Annotated in this window: 8 protein-coding genes and 3 pseudogenes; 9 read left to right on the top strand and 2 right to left on the bottom strand. The window is 61.2% G+C overall.

The window, feature by feature from the left end:
- Positions 1–8 precede the first annotated feature (8 nt).
- Entirely contained in the window at positions 9–1,103 is a 1,095-nt protein-coding gene (locus ACSZOQ_RS17305; RefSeq protein ID WP_439923641.1) for a DNA cytosine methyltransferase, read from the bottom strand.
- A gap of 84 nt (positions 1,104–1,187) precedes the next feature.
- Between ACSZOQ_RS17305 and ACSZOQ_RS17300 the strand changes: the two genes are divergently transcribed.
- A complete protein-coding gene (locus tag ACSZOQ_RS17300; protein ID WP_439923640.1) occupies positions 1,188–1,655 on the top strand; it encodes a YncE family protein in 468 nt (155 codons plus the stop codon).
- 708 nt (positions 1,656–2,363) lie between these two features.
- On the opposite strand, the pseudogene ACSZOQ_RS17295 reads toward ACSZOQ_RS17300, so the two are convergent.
- Positions 2,364–2,953: pseudogene (locus ACSZOQ_RS17295) on the bottom strand (ISL3 family transposase); the annotation flags it as partial.
- An 80-nt stretch (positions 2,954–3,033) separates the two neighbouring features.
- Between ACSZOQ_RS17295 and ACSZOQ_RS17290 the strand changes: the two are divergent.
- The 8 genes and pseudogenes from ACSZOQ_RS17290 (at position 3,034) to ACSZOQ_RS17255 (ending at position 20,002) form a co-directional block, all read left to right on the top strand.
- Positions 3,034–3,834, top strand: coding sequence for an LEM-3-like GIY-YIG domain-containing protein (locus ACSZOQ_RS17290; protein ID WP_439923639.1), 801 nt, complete (start codon positions 3,034–3,036; stop codon positions 3,832–3,834).
- A 7-nt stretch (positions 3,835–3,841) separates the two neighbouring features.
- Positions 3,842–5,419 (top strand): IS66 family transposase, encoded by a 1,578-nt coding sequence (gene tnpC, locus ACSZOQ_RS17285; protein ID WP_439923638.1) that lies wholly within the window; start codon positions 3,842–3,844, stop codon positions 5,417–5,419.
- Between the two features lie 8 nt (positions 5,420–5,427).
- Positions 5,428–5,743: pseudogene (locus tag ACSZOQ_RS17280) on the top strand (transposase); the annotation flags it as partial.
- 6 nt (positions 5,744–5,749) lie between these two features.
- Positions 5,750–6,040 (top strand): annotated as a pseudogene (locus tag ACSZOQ_RS17275) (transposase); the annotation flags it as partial.
- 354 nt (positions 6,041–6,394) lie between these two features.
- Positions 6,395–7,096 carry a hypothetical protein gene (locus tag ACSZOQ_RS17270; protein WP_439923637.1) on the top strand — a complete coding sequence of 234 codons (702 nt, stop codon included), beginning with the start codon at positions 6,395–6,397 and terminating at the stop codon, positions 7,094–7,096.
- Between the two features lie 36 nt (positions 7,097–7,132).
- Positions 7,133–7,666 (top strand): papain-like cysteine protease family protein, encoded by a 534-nt coding sequence (locus ACSZOQ_RS17265; protein WP_439923636.1) that lies wholly within the window; start codon positions 7,133–7,135, stop codon positions 7,664–7,666.
- A gap of 301 nt (positions 7,667–7,967) precedes the next feature.
- Positions 7,968–8,090 carry a hypothetical protein gene (locus ACSZOQ_RS17260; protein WP_439923635.1) on the top strand — a complete coding sequence of 41 codons (123 nt, stop codon included), beginning with the start codon at positions 7,968–7,970 and terminating at the stop codon, positions 8,088–8,090.
- A 326-nt stretch (positions 8,091–8,416) separates the two neighbouring features.
- A complete protein-coding gene (locus tag ACSZOQ_RS17255) occupies positions 8,417–20,002 on the top strand; it encodes a hypothetical protein (RefSeq protein WP_439923634.1) in 11,586 nt (3,861 codons plus the stop codon).
- Position 20,003 lies beyond the last annotated feature (1 nt).

The raw sequence follows: 20,003 nt of genomic DNA, 5'->3' as shown, positions 1-20,003 counted from the left end.
GGCTCGCTTCATGCGACGAGGGGCTTACGCGCGACATCCGCGGTGCCTCCCGTTTTCTTCTGATCCTTCTGCGTTCCGATGATGAGGTGCCTCGCAATGCTTTGTCCAATCGCCTCGCCGAGGGCGACCGGGACGGCATTGCCGATCATCCGGCCCAACACCTTGAAATGGGTCGGGCCGCCATCCGCCACGAAGGCGTATTTCTTTGGAAACCCTTGCAGGATGGCGCCTTCGCGTAAGGAGATCGCCCGATCCTGGTCGGGATGACCGAAACGGCCGTTGCCGAAACCATAGAACTGCGTGGTGATCGTCGGAGACGGGTCTTCCCAGGTCATACGTCCATAGACGCCCGGATAGGTGCGCCCGGTCTCTCGGCGATGACATTCCGCAATCAGTCGTTCGGGCCAGTCACGCCAAGTCCCGCCTGGGCGTGAAACGCGAATGCGCTCCAGGTTCAAATCCGAAAGTTTGGACGACGCATGGAAAGTGTCGCCTTCATGGGAGCTGCCGGCTCCGATGGCGGGCAACTTCCCGATTACGCTTTTGACAGTCCGCGGCTTTTTATGAGTCGGCAAGATCAGCTCGATGGGGCCGATCAGGCTCGCCAGGATGACCATGCGCCGTCTGGTCTGTGGCAGCCCGTACTGGGTGCAATCCACGACATTCTGCCAAACTTTGTAGCCTAGCCGCCGCAGGGTCGCGACGAAGTCATCGAAGACGGCATGCTTTTCGACCAGGGGCACGTTCTCCATGGTCACGATGTCCGGACGAACGGATTTCACGAGACGGGCAAACTGATATAGCAGCGGCCAGCGCGGGCTCGTCAACGTGTCGTAGCGTTGGGAATAGGCCGAAAATGGTTGGCAAGGCGCACAACCAGCCAAAATCCGGATCTTCGCATCGCCATACAGTCGCTTCAGCTCTGCTGGCGTGACCTCCTTGATATCCTTCGAGATAAAGCTGGCATCATTGTTGGTTTCGAATGGATAGCGACATGCTGCATCGACGTCGATGCCCGCGACGACTGGGACGCCAGCCCGGATCAGGCCATGCGTCAAACCTCCCGCCCCACAGAACAGGTCAATGCACGCCACTTCCCTCATTTCTTCCCCCTCGTGGCGCGCTTTCCCGGTCCCGGCGCGCCACCCACAGCATGTTCACTGCCCACGAGCCAGCAACCATCCGCCGTGGCCATCACGTCCGACGGCAAGCGCGCGCTGGTGGCCAAGGCGACGGCGAACAAGGTCGCCCTCCTCGATATCGATGGTCCTACGGTGACCTACAAAGGTTATGACATGCTAACTGGCGTGTTTCCATACAACGTCCAGATCACAGGAGACGGCAGGCTCGGCCTGGTCAATCACGACGGCAATGCCGGGGTCGCCGACGGTCAGGTGAGCACGGTGGCGGTCATCGACATGACGCTCGATCCGCCGCGTGAAGTCGACCAAGTGGTGGTGGGGGACGGGCCGGAAGGTTTGGCAGTAAGTCCGACCGGCGCCTATGCCGTGACGCTCCTGACCAATGGCTCCGGCGGCTCCGTGCCAAACAACGCCTTTTTCCGTCACGACCATGCGGTTGCGGTGCTTCTCAAGATCGAAGGCAAGAAGGTGCGTAAGCTGGGCGAGATTGAGGTCGGCGCCTTGCCGCGCTGACAAAAAGCGGCGGAGTTGCCGTCCATAAAGCCATTCGCGCGGCGGAATTGTTGACAGATGATGCCAGGTGAAAGGTGAGGCTGCGATGAGCCGCTTCCGTGGCTGCGCGCGATAACAGCCTGCGCGATCATTCATCACCTCGCGGTGGCTGTGCCATCATTTCCGCGATCGTGGGCCGACCGCGCTTACGGCGTGGCTGCTCTGCGGTTGAGGCAGGCGGGCCAGAAACGTTTGAAGGTCTAGTGGCCTTATTCTCTCAAAGACCTAAATGGCGACAAATTCTAGTTTGGTGCGACGGTTTCGAGAGCTGGCAACGCGCTGACGAGGTCCCGGAAATTCTCAGCCGGATAGTTATCCCTCCGCCTCTCTCGCAGAAAGCAGAAGCGAGCCGGATAGCGACGCCTCCGCCTTTACCGCATACGACGGGATCGTCTAGTTCGCCTGAGATCAGTTCGCTTCCCTCGGTTGCATCCCAGGCCAACAACCAGCTCGGAGCGCTATCTAAAAGATTTAAGGGGCTTGTCGAAGATAGTGCATTGGTCAGGTCTGGCCTAATCATTGGCGCAGTAGTCGTTGCGGCGCTTGTGCTCACGTGGACGGTATTGTTGACCCCATTGGGCCGCACCGCAGTCCTTCTGAAAATTGCAGGTCTGATCGGCTACTTTACGCCTGCTTTGGTTATCGGAGCGATATGGGGATTTATTCGATACGATCGACGAGCATGCGGGCTTCGACGAGTGTGGGAACGCGCGCCTCGATGGCAGCGATGATGACCGTATCTGCTTTGCTGAGATTGTCGCGCGCCGTAGTCATCAATCGTGAGATTGTTTTCGCGGCTGGCACTTTTTGCAGTTGTTGATTGGTCGCCTTCTCGGCCCGTCGTCGCCGTGTCGTCCACTCACTGACTACACGCAAGGAGCCTTAGGAGCCTTGCCCTTGCAAACGACGCCAGATCTCTGCGCCGTTACGGCAGCCCTCGTTCCATTGCGCATCCAGAAAGGGCAAGTGGGCATCGAGCGTGCTCTGCCGTGTCCGGAAGACATCCGTACTCTCGCCGCGACTGACTTGGCGAACGAGTTTATGGCTGTGTCCTGTTCGACGGGCGATCTCCCTGAGTGGCACTGCGTCTCCGACGAGCGCCATGATGCCGCGCGCATCTGCTTTCGTCGGAGATACCCCTCATACTGCAGCCTTTCCGCGCAAGTGAGGAGTTTTGGATTGATCGTCGTCGCCCCGATTGCGGTGCGGATCACCTGCATGGAACGACGTACCGCGTTGAGGGACACCGCGCTTGCATTCGCCCCCGGTCCATCGTTCCTCAAATCCCGGTATAAACTTGCGAGCGGTGCACAGGCCTTAAGAATTTGAGAGTGTTCAAATGGAATATTATGTCTACGTCTATATCGATCCTCGGAATTATGAAGAATTCTATTTTGGAAAGGGGAAAGGCTCGCGGAAGGATGCACATCTAACGGCAACTTCGGACTCGGAAAAAGCGACAAGGATAGCGGCCATCCACGGAGCTGGTCTTAAGCCGATCATCCGAGTTATTGCTCGCGATCTCTCCGAAGCCGAAGCACTTCTCATCGAAAAAACGCTGCTCTGGAAGTTGGGCAGGCAACTGACCAACGTTTCCTCAGGCCACTACGCGGAGAAGTTTCGACCACACGACAAAATGCACCTCGAACTTTCCGGTTTTGATTTTAAGTCAGGTGTCTACTATTTCAACGTTGGCGAAGGTCCACATCGCAAATGGGCCGACAACAAAAACTTCGGGTTCATTTCCGCAGGGCAAGGCAAGCAGTGGGGCAGCGCTATCTCGGGGTTTCGGGAGGGTGATATCGTTGCCGCTTATTTAAAAGGCCGCGGTTTCGTTGGAATTGGAAGAATAGAGGCGCGCGCAAAGCCGATCCGCGACGTGAAAATTAACAACAAACCGTTGATCAAACATGATCTCGTCTGCCGGCAAATGACAGACAACATCGACTCGGACGAAAAGTGCGAGTACGTGGCGTTAGTGGATTGGATAAAATCGGTCGATGCCGAGAAAGCCAAATGGAAGCCAAACTCTGGCATCTACACCACAACTCACGTCCGGGCTTCCCTCGATGGCCAGCCAGAAACCAAGAAATTTTTGGAGGCCGAGTTCAGCGTCAATTTTGCCGCTCTAGCAAAATAGCGTCGGAATGCAAACTAGAGTCGGGACCCATAAAAATGGTTCCTTCGGCGCTGAGTTTGTGATTCACGGTCTCCGACAGGAGGCCCTTCATGAGTCGCGATTGTTTTTGGCTATCCTCGGAGAACTTCGCCGCGAGAAGTTCGGCGCGAAGTCCGAGAAGCTGCGGCCTGATCAATATCATTTGCCGCTCGAAGACGTCGAGATCGCGCAAGGCGTCCTGGACGCGGCGCAGGAGAACGCGGCAGCGATTATCCAGGGCCGATCGCGCGGCGCATCAGATCAAGCCCGTCATCGCAATCGGGGCTGCCTGCCTGCGCATTTGCCGCGGGTGGAGCGGATCATCGAGCCTGCGAGCACGCTGTGTCCCTGCGGCTGCGGCGCGATGACGAAGATCGGCGAAGACGTCAGCGAGCGTCTCGACGTGATCCCGGCGCAATGGCGCGTGCTGGTCACGCGTCGTCCAAAATATGCTTGCCGCCGCTGCTCGGGCGCGGTCGTTCAGGCGCACGCGCCGGAGCATGTCGTGCCTGGCGGACTGCCGACCGAAGCGGCCATTGCGCAAGTGATCGTCGCCAAGTTCGGCGATCATACGCCGTTTTACCGGCAGGCCGGGATCTACGCGCGACAAGGGATCCGGCTCGACCGGGCGACGCTGGGGAACTGGTCCGGCCGCGCCTGCTTCCATCTCCAGGCTGTTGGGGATCGGATGCGCCGCCAACTGGCGGCGGCGGATCGCCTGTTCATGGACGAGACCACGGCGCCGGTGCTTGCTCCCGGGCGCGGCCAGACGAAGAAAGGCTTCTTCTGGGCTATTGTCTCCGACGACCGCGGCCACAGCGGCCCAAGTCCGCCGATCGTGCTGTTCCGATATGCGTCCGGACGCAGCGGCGCTTTCGCCAGGCAGTTTCTGGACGGCTTTAACGGGCGCTTCCTGCAATGCGACGCATACGAGGGCTATGATCGGCTGACCGGCGTTGCGCGACCGCAAGGCCCCTGGACGCTCGTGCATTGCTGGAGTCATCTGCGTCGGCGCTTCGTCAAGCTGGCGCGCAACAGCAGATCGCCGATCGCCGAAGACGCGGTCCGGCAGATTGCGCTTCTCTATGCCATCGAAGCCACGGTGCGCGGCTCATCGCCGGACATCCGACTGGCCGCGCGCAAGGAGCATTCGCGGCCTGTCGTTGCTGCTTTGAAGCCGTGGTTCGAGAAACAGCTGTCGATGATCTCCAGCAGCTCGACACTCGCCCAGGACATCCGCTACGCGCTCAATCATTGGCCGGGGCTGACCCGCTTCCTCGAAGACGGACGTCTCGAGCTCGACACCAATCCGGTCGAAAACGCCATCCGGCCGGTGTGCCTGACCAGAAAAAATGCGCTATTTGCTGGTCATGAAGTTGGAGCCGAGAATTGGGCTTTGCTGGCGTCGATCGTAGCCACCTGCAAGCTCAACGACGTCAACCCCGTCGCCTACATCGCCGAAACACTCGAGGCAATCATCGCCGGCCATCCTCAAAGCAAAATCGAAGACCTCATGCCCTGGAGATTCCGCAAAACGTCAAGCCCACATCAATGGGGCAGCGGTTGAGCGCTTACGGTCAGATAGCCGATTGCACCGCTGGAGCGGTTCTGCTCGAAGAAATGCCACGTTCCGCGATCCTGCACGGCGATAAGGGTTATGACAGCGATGCCACAGGTCGAGGGAAAGGGTGCGATGCCGAACATCCCGCCCAAGGCGAACCGACGCTGGAAGAATTGCTTCTCGCCCGTCCTTTATCGAAGCCGCAACGCCATCGAGCGGATGTTCTGTCGCCTGAAGGACTTCCGTCGCATCGCCACCAGATACGATCGTCTCGCAATCAATTTCCTCGCAGCCGTCTGCATCGCTGCGGCTGTCAGTTACTGGTTATGAGCCTAGCGGCTTGTCGGCGGCGGCGATGCGGTGCTGGTGATCGATGATACGGCGTTGCCCAAGAAGGGCAATCATTCGGTTGGTGTGGCTCCGCAATATGCCTCGAGCCTGGGCAAGAACGCCAACTGCCAGACGTTGGTCTCGCTGACGCTTGCGCGCGGAGAAGTGCCGGTGATGGTCACCTTGCGGCTGTTCCTTCCGGAGAGCTGGACGAGCGATCGGGTGCGATTGGCGCGAGCGGGTGTTCCGGTCGAATATCGCACAGCACGGACCAAGCCAGAGATCGCCCTGGCGGAGAACCCGGTACTATCCGTTCAAGACCGCCCGGCAATTCCACCGCAACACGCCGTTTCTGCTGATCTTCGCGTTCTCGACGCGATTCAACGGATTGATGTCCGTCAACTTCGAAGGGTCCACGGACGTATTTCTCCGGTCGTTGGCCCGCAGGGCGTTCATGCAGTCGACCGGTGACACCGATCCGGTGTCGAAGCACGATTCCGGTGCGGACGCTACCGTTATCGTACATGAGCTACTACAACGGCACGCGCAGCCATTTGTCATTGGAACAAAGACGCGCCGATGTTATTCGGCAGTGCAATGATCGACGCTTAGTTTCGAGAAATTTTCCACGAAGCAAGGGAGTTGGCGGTAATGGCTGACCCTTCCCAAGTATGCCAGTTGCCGATCTGGTTTGAAGCAATATCGAAATTAGCCATACCCAGCATAGCCATTGTTGGAGCAATCTACACGGCGCTCCAATTCCAACGTGCAAAACGTTGGCGAGCGGGCGATTTGGCAATCACGCTGATAGCGCAATTGGAAACTGATGAAGAATTGGCGTTTGCCTGTCGAGCTATTGATTGGGGATTGGGGCCCCTCGTCGTGCCAGAGCGCTATCGCCCGTTGGTCGAAAACGTACCCGCAGGTAAGAAGGACCCAAACCCGACGGAGCGGGGGGAAGTCGTTCTACAGGAGCCCGATCTCATGTGGAGAGCACTTCGGGTGTATCTCGCAATAAGCCCTAAGACGGAACCCACAGGTCTGATATATCGATACTGCTTCGACAAACTTTTTAACCACCTCGCCAATGTGCACAGACTTTTGATGGAGAAGCAGGTCGAACTGAACGATCTGGAGCGGCTCAAGTATTGGCTCGAAAGAATCGCGGCTTACGAGTATTGCCCGCCGGGAAAAGAAAAACATGAAATGTTCCAGCCATTCCTCGAGTTTGAGCCATTTGGATATCGAGGAGTGATTGATCTTGGCGAACAACTTGGAGTGGGCGGTTGGGTGAAGGCGTGGCAAGCGCCGACGTCGCTGCGCCCCTCAACTGATAACGGGACGTCTTTCTAACGCAAAATTGCCCAAACTCTTCTTAAGGAGACTACCGTGTCAACACTGAACAAAATTTACGACGTCACAGCGATTAGTCAGTCAAAGGACAATAGTTGCTGGACCGCCGCGGCCTCAATGCTGCTGTCGTGGAAAAGTGGAATTCCGATATCGGAACTGGATGTCTCCAAGCAGGCAGGTCCGACCTTTGAAAATGCATTCAATGCCAACAACCCGCTCTTCGGACCCGATATCGGTAACTTTGCAGCAGCACTTAACTTGGCGACCGAGGCCCCTCAGAGCCTATCGGCCAGGGGATACTACGATCTGCTCGTGGCCCATGGTCCCCTTTGGGTTGGGACAGCTATCTTTAGCAACACTCAGGTGTATCGACACATTCGGATAGTTCGGGGAATTGACGGGGACGGCGCAGCCGACACAACGGCGCTTCTGATTATCGATCCCGATGGCGGACGGATGTATGACGAAAGCGTACAACAGTTTGAGACGGAACTCGAAACGATAGCTCTTCAGGATTTAGGTCCGGATGGGCAAGGAAACCTGTTTCCACAGATAATCCGATTCCCCTGAAAGGCGCAGCTTTCAAGTCAGCCGGTCGACCCGATTCGATCTTCCATGTTGGACAGTGCGGTCTCCGGTTCGAAGAAAGATATCGTTGACGCCATCCGGCAGGCATATTGCATTGTCATTACTCGGAGCCCTGACGATACCGTCAGTGCTTTCAAGGTAAGCCGAGATACTGATCCTTCGTCATCAGCTTAACATCCAGCGACGTCAATCACCGAAGCGGCTGAATTTCAGCACTTTGGATCGGTTGATATTTGCTGGGCTGTATCGTTTGGTGCCAAGTGTTCTAGGGGCTCTGGCGATTTTGAAGCCTGGGACGGTGATCCGCTGGCATCGCGCCGGGTTCAGATCGTACTGGCGCTGGAAATCGAGGCATCGCGGCGGCCGGCCGACGGTGGCGCTGGAAAGCTGGAAATACGCGATCTGATCCGCGAGATGAGTATCGCCAATCCACTGTGGGGAGCGCCACGAATTGATGGCGAGCTTCTCAAGCTCGGCATCGACATCGGACAGACCAGCGTGGCCAAGTATATGGCCAGGTGGAGAGGTCCGCCGTCCCAGGGTTGGAAGACCTTCCTCCCGCAATCATGCCGACAGCATCGCGGCGATGGATCTGTTCGTCGTTCAGACTGATGATTTTTCGCGGGTTGGTCAATTTTGAATTGACATAACGTTGCATCTATCCATTCAATCCTAGATTGAGAGTTGTTTTTTGAAGCTTGTTTTGAGTTCTTCCGATCCCTTGGGGGCGGGATGACGAAAATCTGTTTGTACGGGGATGGAAACAGTCAAATTTCTGCGTGGCTTGAAGCGGCGCAGGATCAGCCGCCATTCAACGTCACCACGTTCAGGCTCAAATTTGCTGGCGAAACGGGATCGCTAGTTCTCGGTGCGCCGCTCAAGATCGACGCGATGCTTGTCCGTCCGCTCGACGGCTCCGACAGGCGCCTTGTCACCTGGAAAGAGGCGGTCGAGCAGGCAAGCGGCGAAGCAAAGCGTCTGGCTGCAGTCGCGCTCAACGAGCTGCACGACCGGCTGCGCAGCCTTCGTCTGAAAGCGGACGGGACGACGCAGGACGGCGTGGTCGCCGACTTCCTCGGCATCACCGGCGTTGCCGACGTCGCCACCAATTTCGATCTGGAGCTGAATCCGCCCGGACTGCTCGGAGAGACAAAGCCCGAAGAGCCGGTTTTTCGCGCGCGCGCGACGGCGGCATTTTCAGCGGGCCTTTCCTCGCCCTTCGCCGCTGCGGGATTGGATGCGGCGGTGCACATCGAGGTGCAGCTTGGGCGTGACGACCTCCTCCGGGTCCTACCGCGCATCGAGGTGCCGGCGCTGCCGCATCTCGGCTTTCACTTTCCCGATATCAAGCTTCCGAAATGGTCGCTGCACGGGCTGAAAATAGCCGTTCCGAAGCTGTCGTTCCTTCACATCCCGCTGCACCTGAACCTCGACTTCGCGGTCACATGGCAACCCGATCCGGTGCTGGAATTTGCGGTCGCCAGCGGCAAATTGACGCTGTCGACTTCGAAGTCGAAGGCAACGGTGAGATTTGCCGGTGTCGATATCCTCACCGCCACCGATGTTGAGATCGCCGTCAGCGGCAGCAGGGTATCGATCAATGCGGCCAGCATCATCACGAATACGTCGCAACAGAAGATTGCCAGGATCGACCTGACGGACCAACCGCCCGGATCGGGCGGACCGTTCGTCATCACGCTGTTTGGCGTGATCGTGTCCGCGACGGCTACCTGGTCGCAAGGCGCGGGACTGCAGGTGGTGGTGACGATCAGCGTCGATCGTCTCCTCATCAGCGCGCGAACCGACCCAAATCTCGTGCTGGCGGTCTCGCTCGAACTCAAGCTGACCTTTGCCGGCGACAAGATGACGCCCGAGCTGACCAGACTGGATCTGGTCGAGCCCTATCCGATCAAGCTCGCCCTCTTCGCGGCGCATGTCATCGAGGACGGGGCGAGACGCCTGCTGTCGCTGATCCACAAATTCGAGGTACCCAAGCAGAACGCGCCGGGCACGCCGGACCTGCCGTCGCTCGACGGCTTCCTGAAGGTGCTGCGGCGGATAGGGGAGCTTGCCGCCTCGGCCGCCGCCTGGCTGGCGCAGCAGGGGGCCGCCGGCGTCAGGGCGCTGGCCGGACTTGCCGAGGCGGCGTTCAAGCTGATTGCCGAGCTGATCTCGACGCTGGCCGAAGCAATCGCAAGGGAAGCGCAGAAAGCGAAGAGGGCCTTCAACTACGTTATCGTGGAAGTCCGCGTCGATCCCGGCCGATGGCGCATCGTCCAGATCGTCGTCACGCCCAGCGATCCCGATGTCAGCATAGATCCTTTCACGCGCGAGTTTCTCGGATTCAAGCTCGATTGTCCCTACGCCCTGGTCCCCGCACTCGTGTGCGATCTGGAGAAGGGCTGGCTGGCATTCGCCCTGCAGCCGGACGGCGCCGGGAAGGTGACGCTTTCGACCGACCTCTGGCTTGGCCACGAGAACGCGCCGGCCGAGCCGGTCTCCGGAACGCCTCAGGATGCGACGCAGCCAGGCTCGCCGCTTCTGCAACTCGACGTCACACCGAAGGATTCCAAGGCCGCGGTCGCGCTGATTACGGTCGATAACGGCCGCGTCAAATTTCTTCAGCAACTCAAGACCGAGCCTGTTTCTGCGCAAGTCCCGGGTCAAGGTCCCAAAGGCGGGGTCGTCGTTCCCGTCGGCCACCTGTTGCTGGCGGCGCGCTGGGTCGAGCTCGTGAACCTCGATTCGTCGGCCTTCGTCATCGCGCCGAAAGTCAACGAGGATCGAATCCTTTCGCTGTTTCGGAAGCCGACCGCCTCCCCTGGCACAAACCCGCTCAGTCAGTTCAGCCAGCTCATCAGCGTCAAGAAGAACGACAAGGTCGTTGTCGCTGGCTCGACCGTCACGATTACCCTCGATGTCGAGGTCAAGATTTCCGACACGACAATCGCCACCAAGCTGGACCTCGTCATCGACGTCTACACGCTCTCGATGGCGGTCAAGGGAGGTAAATTCGACATCAAGCTCAAGGATAACAAGATCGATATCCTCGGCCTTACGGGCAAATTCCAGACAAAGGACGGAAAAGACGCGACCGAGAATGATCCGGTGCTGGTTCTCGATTTCACTGACGGCGATCCGCGGCTGGGCTTGAGCGACGCCGCGAAGATCGTGCTGTCCTACGACAAGCTTTCGACCAGCGGCAGCACGCTCGATTTCGAGGTGGACAGCTTCATCGTGTCGCGCGACGGCATCGACCTCAGGGCGCAGGTGCAGTCAAACCCGGTAACGCTTGCCGGCGTCGACATGCCGTTCCGGTTCGACAAGGGTCAGCTCGCGGTCAAGCGCGGCCAGATCCAGACCTTTGGCCTCGCCGGGCACGGCAACCTGCCGCCGGCGCTGGTGGGCGAAGCCAAGGCGTCGATCGAGCTCAACTTCACCCAGGAGGGCGGCGCGCTGGCGCTGCAGGCCGCCAAGGCGGTGCTGGATAAGAGCGCCGATCCGCTGCGTTGCGAAGGGACGCAGTTCACCATCACCGTCACCAAGCTCGGTCTGAAATACGTCCGGCAGGGGCAATATCACTTCTACTTCACGCTGACCGGATCGGCGGAATTCCGGCCCAGCTCCAACGCGTTCGCCGACGGCCTGCTGAAGAACATCTCCGCGCTGCGCATCACGCTGGACGAAGCGCCGCTGGCGTCGGATCCGCGGGTGCTGATGAACCACATTGAATTCCAGGTCACCGTGGAGCCGCCGAAGCGGTCGACCTTCTTCGACCTGTTCTCGTTCGAGCTGCGCGGCGTCGGCTTCCATCCGGCGTCGCCCGCCTTCGGTGGCACGCCGGCGTTCTCGATCTCCGGTCAGGTGAATTTCACCGACTTCGGGGACATCGTGACGCCCCGGTTCGATTTCCACAAGCTCTGGGTCGCGCCGCCCGAGCGCGGCAAGGCGTTGCCGCGGGTGAGATTCGACGGGCTGGGCGTCGGCCTGTCGCTCGGCTCGATGGCGGAAGCATCGGGCACGGCCATCGCGGTCGACGACAAGCTCCCGACGCTGTTCCCGCCCGACGTCCTGCCGGCGGACGTGACGGCCAAGGGCTTTCTCGCTTCGGGATCGCTGCGGATCCAGGGCTGGGCGTCGATGTCGGCATCGATGGGATTCCTGCAGCTCGAGAAGAAAGGCGTCGACGAGAAGCGGCCGGCGTTCTTCCTGTATGTTCAGCGCAACGACATGGCGGAGAAGATCCCGACGCCAATCGGAACGATCTATCTTCGCGAGGTCGGCTTTGGCTTCGGCTATCGCTACACGCTGGCGGGAATTGCCGCCGCCGAGCGCGCCGAGACGCCGAAAGAGCTCGTCAAGATCCTCGACGAAGTCTCGAAATACCAGGGCAGCCTGTATGACGTGAAGGCGTGGTGGCCGACCTACGACAACGCCGCGATCACGCTCGCCTTGCGCGGGATGTTCTCGTTCACCTCGGTGTCGACCACGTCCAAGTACAACGAGCAGGGCGAGAAGAATCTGCCGAACCTCGCTCTGTTCGACATCGTCGTTGCGCTCAGGACGGATCTTACCTTCCTGATGAACCTTCGCATCTGGATCGCATACAACTACGCCGACTGGCGCGACGGCCGGCGCAACAATTCGGCCTGGACCAACAATCCGAGCCTGACCGGCTACATGTATTTGTCGGTGCCGCGCCGCGAGTTTCTGGCGCGTGCGGTCTACAATCCCGGCGCCGATATCGGCGACCACCCGAAGCTGCCTTCCGAATTGAAGATGGCAATGAAAGCGGTGAAATGGTCGTCCACGCTCTATATCAGGCCGGGCCTTTTCCACGCGGAATATGGCTGGCCGTATGAGCTGGGTTTCTCCGTCGGCAAGCCCAACAGCAACTTCTTCCTCTCGGTGGAGGGAGGAACCGTGTTGCGGATCGAGGACCTGTCGGTGCTGTACGGCCTGGCGTTCCGCGCGCGCGGCTATGCGGCCTTCGCCTACGACACGGGCGGCGATTTTGGCGCGGCGATCACGGCGCGCGCCGATTTCGCGCTCGGCGCCAAGCTGATCGCGTATCTGTCCGCCAATATCTCCGATTCGATGTTCTACGGCGTCATCACGCTCGACCTGACGCTGGAATTCTCCGTACGGATGTGGCTGCGCACCAAATGGTTCAGCCTGTCCTGCGGCTTCTCGCGATCCATCACGATCCATATCGGCGTCGAGCTGTTGATCCAGCCGGACGGCCTGGCCGCGCGGATCGAGGCCACGGTTGTCGTCAATGCATTTGGACGCAACCTGCCGCTCGGAATCGGCTTCTCGCTGGGCAGCGGTAGCCGTCTCGCCGAGGCGCGGGTCAGGGTGGAACGCTTCCTGGCGCTTGGTCTGGCGACCAGCTACCCCAATCCGGAGGCCGGTGTGCCGGTGTCACGGTCGGCACCATTGCCCGAGCCGTCACGCGCCGAGAATGCGCGCAAGGCCGAAGACCGGCTCGATGAGGCGGTCGACAGGCGTGAAGCGACTTCGAGCCCCGATACGCCGGTCGAGCTCGGCGTCGAATTCGGTCCGGTGTCGTACTGGGCACTGCTCATTCCGATTCCGCGGCCCGACGGCGCCGGCCCCGAATCCTACGTGGTCCAGCTGATCCCGCGCGACAATTGTCCGTTGGACAATGGCGATACGGACGACCGCAGTCACTTCTATGCAGCACCCATGCGGAAGGAGGACGAACCGACCTACGTCGTGCAGGGCGTGAAGAAGGAGGAAGTCCTGCTGAGGGGTGGAATGAAGCCGCCGGGGGATGCCGGCCCCGGCCTTCAAATCTGGACTGACTGGGACGCGCCGTTCGGCCGCGATGGCGACAGCGCCGGCTTCAGCGCCGAGGACAGCAAGAACGCGCGACAGAATGCCAAGCTGAGGGACATCTTCCAGGCCTGCTGCTTCATGGCCGCGGGCCCGATCAACGGCGTCCAGTACGAAGCAACCGACATCAAGTCGGTGGAATGGGAGAAGGAAACGGTCTTCCTGCCGGAAGATCCCGAGGCCGCCAACATCATGCTTGCGGAGGCGGCGCGGTCCCGCGCGGATTGCGGTCCACGCTTCAAGCGCATGCAGCAAGTCGACGAGGCGCGCTCGTCGTTCATTGCGACGGTGGCCGAAGCGGCGGAGCAGATCGCAGCCCTTTTCACCTTCCGGGCCGGTGCCCCCGACACCCCTGAACTGAACAAGGCTGCCGAAGACTACATCGCATCAAAGTTCGAATTCGATCCGCGGGCCCTTGGTCTCACCTTCGTGATGAGCGGCGATCGGATCGCGGACCTGTTCGGAACGAAGGAGAAGTCTTCCGACTCGCCAATTTCATCGACAGCATTCACGGTTAAGACGCGCACTCCGCGCCAGCCGGGGCCGTCGATCGATCCGCTCCCGTCCGCCGTCGTGCTGTTCAATCCGCCCGATCGCATGTTCCGCATCATGTCGCCGGTGCTCGACCAGCCTGAATTCGCGATCACGAGCAAGGGCGTGCGTGCGATATGGGATCTTGAGCCTGCCTGGAAGAAATCAACCTCGCCCTATGGCGATCCCGAATTCCACCTGAAGCACTACCGGGTGGAGCGCCGGATCGAGGGGTTGGCCGATGACCCGGCGGTCAAGCAACGGCCCGCGCCGCTGGAGCTGACGGTCAAGCGTTCGGATCACATCGCCATCGTCGTTCTGAAGGACAAGGACGGCCCCGTTCGCGACGCCGCGGGAAATCTGCAGCTGCGCAAGCGGCGCCTGCGTGAAGCGAAGCCGCTGCAGTTCGTCGATGATCTCAAGGAGATCGACCCCGGTCTCCGCGCTGCGATGCTGCCGCCGGTCCTGTCGACCGAGGTCGATGAGACGAAAGAGACGAAAAAGTGGAAGGCACTGGTAAATCCGGAGACGACACGCATCGTCTATGCGATCGTGCCGGTCGATTGCGCCGGCACCCGCGGCCAGGTGGACACGCACGTCGTCAAGCTCGAACCGCGCGATAAGACGACGAACAACGTCTTGAAGGCCATCGCGCGGTTCCGTTACCCGTCGATGCCTTCGGTTCTGCAGACGCCTACGCTTTCCAGCGCCTTCCTTTCGCTGACGGTTGAGGAGGAGGCTCCCACGGAGTCGCCGAAGACGGACGAAGACGCGACGCCTGAGCTTCCGGACCCCCAAGACTACGTTCTTCGTGTCAGGACCGAACGTACCGTCGCCGTCGGCGTGTTTGGGGCCGACGCGGTCTCCCAGGCGCGCAACGAGCCGCCGGCGCCGGACGACCTGGACCTGGGCGCGCACGAGCTGGACGTCGCGTTGCAGAGGGGCGCCGGGTCCGGCAAGAAGATCAGGATCACCCGTATCGCGCGTCGGCTCAGGGCGCGAACGACACCGGGGCCTCTCCCCGAACCCGCGACGAAGACGATCGACTACACGATCTCGGACAGCGATTGGAACAAGCTGCTGACGACGCTCGAGGTCAAGGCGGGAGCGCGCCTGCAGGCCGCGCGGACATATCTGCGGTTCGCCGGCTCGGAGCCGTGCAGCCCGGCATGGGTGCCCGTGCAACTCCAGCTGACGATCGACGATCCCCAAGACAAGCCCGACGGCCCCTATGAACCCCCGGTCAACGTCACGATCGAGCGGTTTGAGCATCCGGTCGATGTCAAATTCCGGCCGTTCAAGTCGAACTACATCTTCCCCGAAAGCGGGCGGCTGCATTTGTACTATCCGGCGGCGGACGCCACGATCGACAGCTTTGTCGAGTCAAAAGCCGACAGCGTGCGATTGCTGTGCGACGGCGACCAGCGCACCGCCGTCAGGCTTGGCTGGACCGCGCGGCCCGACGAGATGGCGGCACAGGGAGATGATCAGAATCGGCTCAAGGCCGAGGATCTGCACACGCTGATCGCGGGCTATGATTTGTTCTCGCTCGATACGACCACGGTGCCGAAGAACGATGAAGGCGCGGCTGCCTCCCTGCGACTGGTCAAACCGATCGGCCGGGTGCAGCGCCTGCCGGCGCTGGAGCGCGGCCAGGAGCCGTCCGAGACCGGCGACTTCGCACGGGTCGAGGTGCTCTATCCCAGCGAAACGCAGCGCCTGACCGATCCGGCGCTTGATCGCCGCTTCGGCAAGCGGCGAACCAGCTGGTACTCGCCGGCGGAATCTTTCCTTGCCTGGCCGACGCGTCCGCTGCGGCGCTCGCTGCTGACCATGCCGCAAGAAAACGACATCGCAGCGCTGTTTGCGCGAAGGCAACCGCTCGCAATCCGCGTGGAATGGATCAAGGGAAAGCCGGACGAACCGGATCTACCGCCGAACACGTTTGGATTCGCATCCGAGAAGCCCGGCGAGGGTCCAGCCACTCTGCACGACGGGAGGCTTTCTGCAGGCCTTCTCGGCGGCGACGACAACAAGCCGCTTACGGTGGATCAGGCGCGGCATCTGCTTCGCGGTCTGGTGCTGGTGGGTGACCTCGCTGCAAAGGACCAGGAAGCTTACGAGAAGCCCGACTTGTTCTCGAATCGGTCGCTCAAGCTGACCTCGCTTTATGCCGACAAGGATGACAACAGCGATCCGAGCACCGTTACCGTCAATGTCTCGCTGACACCGGCTCAGCACCCCATCCTCGCCGACGTTCTCGACGTCATCCAATATCACTACGAGGGTATCGAGTATCGCAACAAGCAACTGGTCTATCGCCGCTACGAGCCTGTGGTCGATTCCGCGCCTCAGCTCAATGCCGAGGAGATCCTTCCCTTCCTCGACGAGACGGCGCCCGACCGTGATCCCGCGGGCTGGGGCATCCTGCGCACGCTCGGACTCGCGACGGCATTCAGGCTCTACGACATTGAGACCGGCAATTTCCTGGAGTCGGGCGAGGCACTGAACCGTCTGAACCTCGCCCTGAAGCTGGTGTTGCCGCGTTACCAAGGCACGCAATTCGGCGCACCCTTCGTCGATGTCATTTTCACGACCGACGGCCTTTCCGAGGTGGTCTCGCATTTCGGTTCCGCACCGAAACACGACGACGCGGCGGGCCAGCTTCGCGGGAAAAAGGCCCTCGCGCTGGTGCAGCTCGAACTGAGGCCGGCCGTGCAGCCGCTGCTCGGTTTGAAGAAGCGCCGCGTTTGCTATGCAACGCTGAGGCTCGCAAAGGCAGCCGCAACCGTGTCCATACGGCCCGCAAAGAGCGGCGACAGGATCGTCATCGAGCTGGAACCTCTGGTGCCGACCGACGGCTCCAGCCAGCGGCGCGTCCTGATGGCGCAAGGGTGGAAGGACGAGACGCAGTTTCCGATCGGAGGCGAGCCGATCAGCAATGCGCTGACGCTGAAGACCGCGGGCATGCAGTCCGGAGACGCGCTTGCCTATGTCCGTCTCGTCGCGCTTGATGACGCCACCGATCTGTCCGACCTTGGCTCGCTGACGCTGCCCAGCGATGTCAAGCTCGATCCGAGCGACACGCCGAAGGAGGAGGACGAGCAAAAGAGGGAAGATGGCCGCAGCCCCTGGGGACGGTTTACCAACCTGCCGGACAACTGGCTTGCAGTGCTGATGTTCGGCGACAACATGGACGCGCAGATTGATCCGAAGCTGCCCGATCCCGAGCGATCTGCGCCGCTCAATACGCTTACGACCCTGATCCGGATTCTCGGGCGTTTCCCCAACAAGTCCACCATGAAGATCCCGGACGAGCCCAAGAAGCGCCTGCAGATCGCCGCGCGGCTTGGACCATGGACCCGCCGCTTCATGGAGCAGGGAGCGGCGAAGCCGGCAACGAGTATGGCCGGACTCGCGTTCGCAATGCTGACGCGGCCCAACCCCTGGCGGCTCGCGCCGGACAGCGACGGACGATTGTCGATCACTCTGCTGGAGACCGATCGTTGGGGCAAGGCGCGGAAATATGCGGTTCGGCCGTTCGGCCGCTACGAAAGCCTCGCGATCGCCGCGGAAACGAAGGACGAGACCAGGAAGTCGAAAGAGAACAAGCCCTCCAGGACTGCCATGGCCGTCCAGGACTTCGCGGCATCGCTTCCCAACTCCGTCAAGACCGCCGACGCCCTGCGGCAATACTTCGCCGATGTCAGCATCGAACGCACCGAGCCTTTGGCGGCGCCCGTCATCCTGGCAACGCGCCGGAACGACATGGCGGATGCCGGCGGCGTCGTGCGTCCCGGCGATTCCGTTCAGATCGTGGTGTCGCGCCATCCGGAGGAGATCCTGTCCGACGCCAACATCCGCGTGGACGCGGGTCTCTCGATGCGCCACGTCGCCGTCGGGTTCTGGCGCGAGTTCTCGGCGCCGCAATGGGCCAAGCTCGTGCAAGAGAAATCGGGCGATCCCGAGTTCAACCTGCTCGAGCCATTCGGGCCGTTCAAGGACAATGGGCGCGACTATAGCCGCCTGCCCGTACCCAAGGGACTCTCCATCATCGAGGAGTCCAGGCGCGGTGACTTCGGGAAGCTCGAGCCCGGTCACGTCGACATCGACATCATCCGGGAGATGTACGAGCGCCATCCCGATCTTTGGCGCGGCGCCTACGTGCTCAACATGGCCGCGATGCCGTACGGCTTCCGCCTGCACGCAACGGCGCATGTCGCAGCAGGCGTGGTGGTTTCCCCGCCGAGCGTCGCCACGGTGGACGAGGCCGGCTATCGGCTGGTTCTGCCCTGGACGGTCGGCACCGAGGGTGCCGCGGCGTGGCAGGAGCGGAAGGTGAAGCCTGCGCCGTTCTGGAGAATCGAGCGGCCGGACGGCAACGCGGATCCCGTAAAGATCGTCGTCGTGTGGCCGATGGTTCGCATTGTGGACGGGATGCTCGAAGAGGCCAAAAACATCTGGTTCGGCAACGACGCCGCGCCGGGACTTTACCGGATGCCGGATCCAGCCGTCAGCTACCGGATATCGGTCCAGACCGATGACGGCCAGGTGCGCGTCGGCGAGGTCGAACTCGGCGCCTTGAGCAGCGACCCCGACGGCACGTCTCGGAAGGCGCTCTATCTGGCGCAGCCGATCGGCACCCGGTTCGTCGACCCCGACCTCAAGGCGCCCTGCGGCAAGGCGGTCGACGACACGCATTATCTGGCAAGGCTCACGCTGAAGGTGGGCGTGTCGGACGCGGACAGGGCGCTGGAGAATTTCGCGCCGGCTGCGCCCGACCCCGCGCTTGCGCCGGCCGACCTCCTGCTGGATCCCAAGGACACTGCGCCGTGGGGCGATGTCGCGCCCGGGACGAGCAACGAAGCTGTCGACGGTACGCTGGACTTGACGGTGACGCCGCCGCTCAACGTTCCCGATCCGCTTCCGCCGCCGCCAAGTCCGCCGCCGGCGCCGCAATGGGCGGCCTTCCGCAAGGAGGTCGAGGCATTCGTCAAGGCGATGAGAGCCTATGAGACGACGCCATCCACGTCGCCGCGTTTCGTTAAAATCGCCAAGGAGATCGCGGACGCGGTCGAGCACTTTGCCGTTGACAGGGCCGCTGACTGGAAGGCCAGGACCGGCGGGATGCTCCCGCATACGGTCAAGGTGCATTGGGTCGCAGGCTTGCCTGTCGAGAAGTTCCCCTCCATCACCCTCGGTCCGATCGACTGGCGGTGGTTCGCGGCGCCCGAGAAAACCGGCTCCATCAACGGAGCGGCCCGGGCTGCGATCAAGACGGTCCTCGATGCGGCCATCGCTGCGGCGGCTGCCAATCCCGCACGTGTCAAGACGCTCGAGGGACTGAGGCGGAGCGTCCTCAACGCGATGCGCGCCCGCATGATCGCGCTTCGACGCGACAGCGACGAGAAGATCCAGCACAAGCTCGCGCCGTTGCGCAGCAACGATCTTCCCGACAAGATCAATCTCGACGAGCTTCGAAAGCTTTCCGAGACAGGTCCCATCGATTTCGTGACGACCGTGCACGTGCCGGAAAATGCGGGACGTACGGCCGACGAGATCGAGGCCGTGTTCACCGCGCTGGAAGGTACGGCGAATACGGCCGATACGCTGGACAGCCTGGCTGCAATGATGGAGCGGCCGGGCGAGGCGACCGATGTCGCGATGCGATGGTCGAGCCGGAAGGCGGTCGAGCCGGAGCTCGACAAGCTCCATCCCGACAAGGCGCCGGCCCCGAAGACTATGATCCTGATCACGCCGGCCACAAAGGACGAGGTCGATGCGCTCAGGCCGGCCCATATCGATCTGCCGGCCCTGGCCGGCAATCTGACCCAGACGATGGTGCTCGGTCCCCGGCGTCACCTGGTGATCCAGGCCTTCCACGGCCTTGCGAAGCCGCAAGACGACGTCGTGCAGCGGGAGCATTAGC

This window comes from Nitrobacter sp. JJSN (genome assembly GCF_051912485.1).
Classification (GTDB): domain Bacteria; phylum Pseudomonadota; class Alphaproteobacteria; order Rhizobiales; family Xanthobacteraceae; genus Nitrobacter.
This window is presented reverse-complemented; position numbering and strand designations above follow the sequence as displayed.

Bases quoted from the DNA above. Each gene is read 5' to 3' on its own strand.
- ACSZOQ_RS17305 (WP_439923641.1), bottom strand. From the start codon at position 1,103: ATGAGGGAAGTGGCGTGCATTGACCTGTTCTGTGGGGCGGGAGGTTTG.
- ACSZOQ_RS17290 (WP_439923639.1), top strand. From the start codon at position 3,034: ATGGAATATTATGTCTACGTCTATATCGATCCTCGGAATTATGAAGAA.
- tnpC (WP_439923638.1), top strand. From the start codon at position 3,842: ATGCAAACTAGAGTCGGGACCCATAAAAATGGTTCCTTCGGCGCTGAG.
- ACSZOQ_RS17270 (WP_439923637.1), top strand. From the start codon at position 6,395: ATGGCTGACCCTTCCCAAGTATGCCAGTTGCCGATCTGGTTTGAAGCA.
- ACSZOQ_RS17255 (WP_439923634.1), top strand. From the start codon at position 8,417: ATGACGAAAATCTGTTTGTACGGGGATGGAAACAGTCAAATTTCTGCG.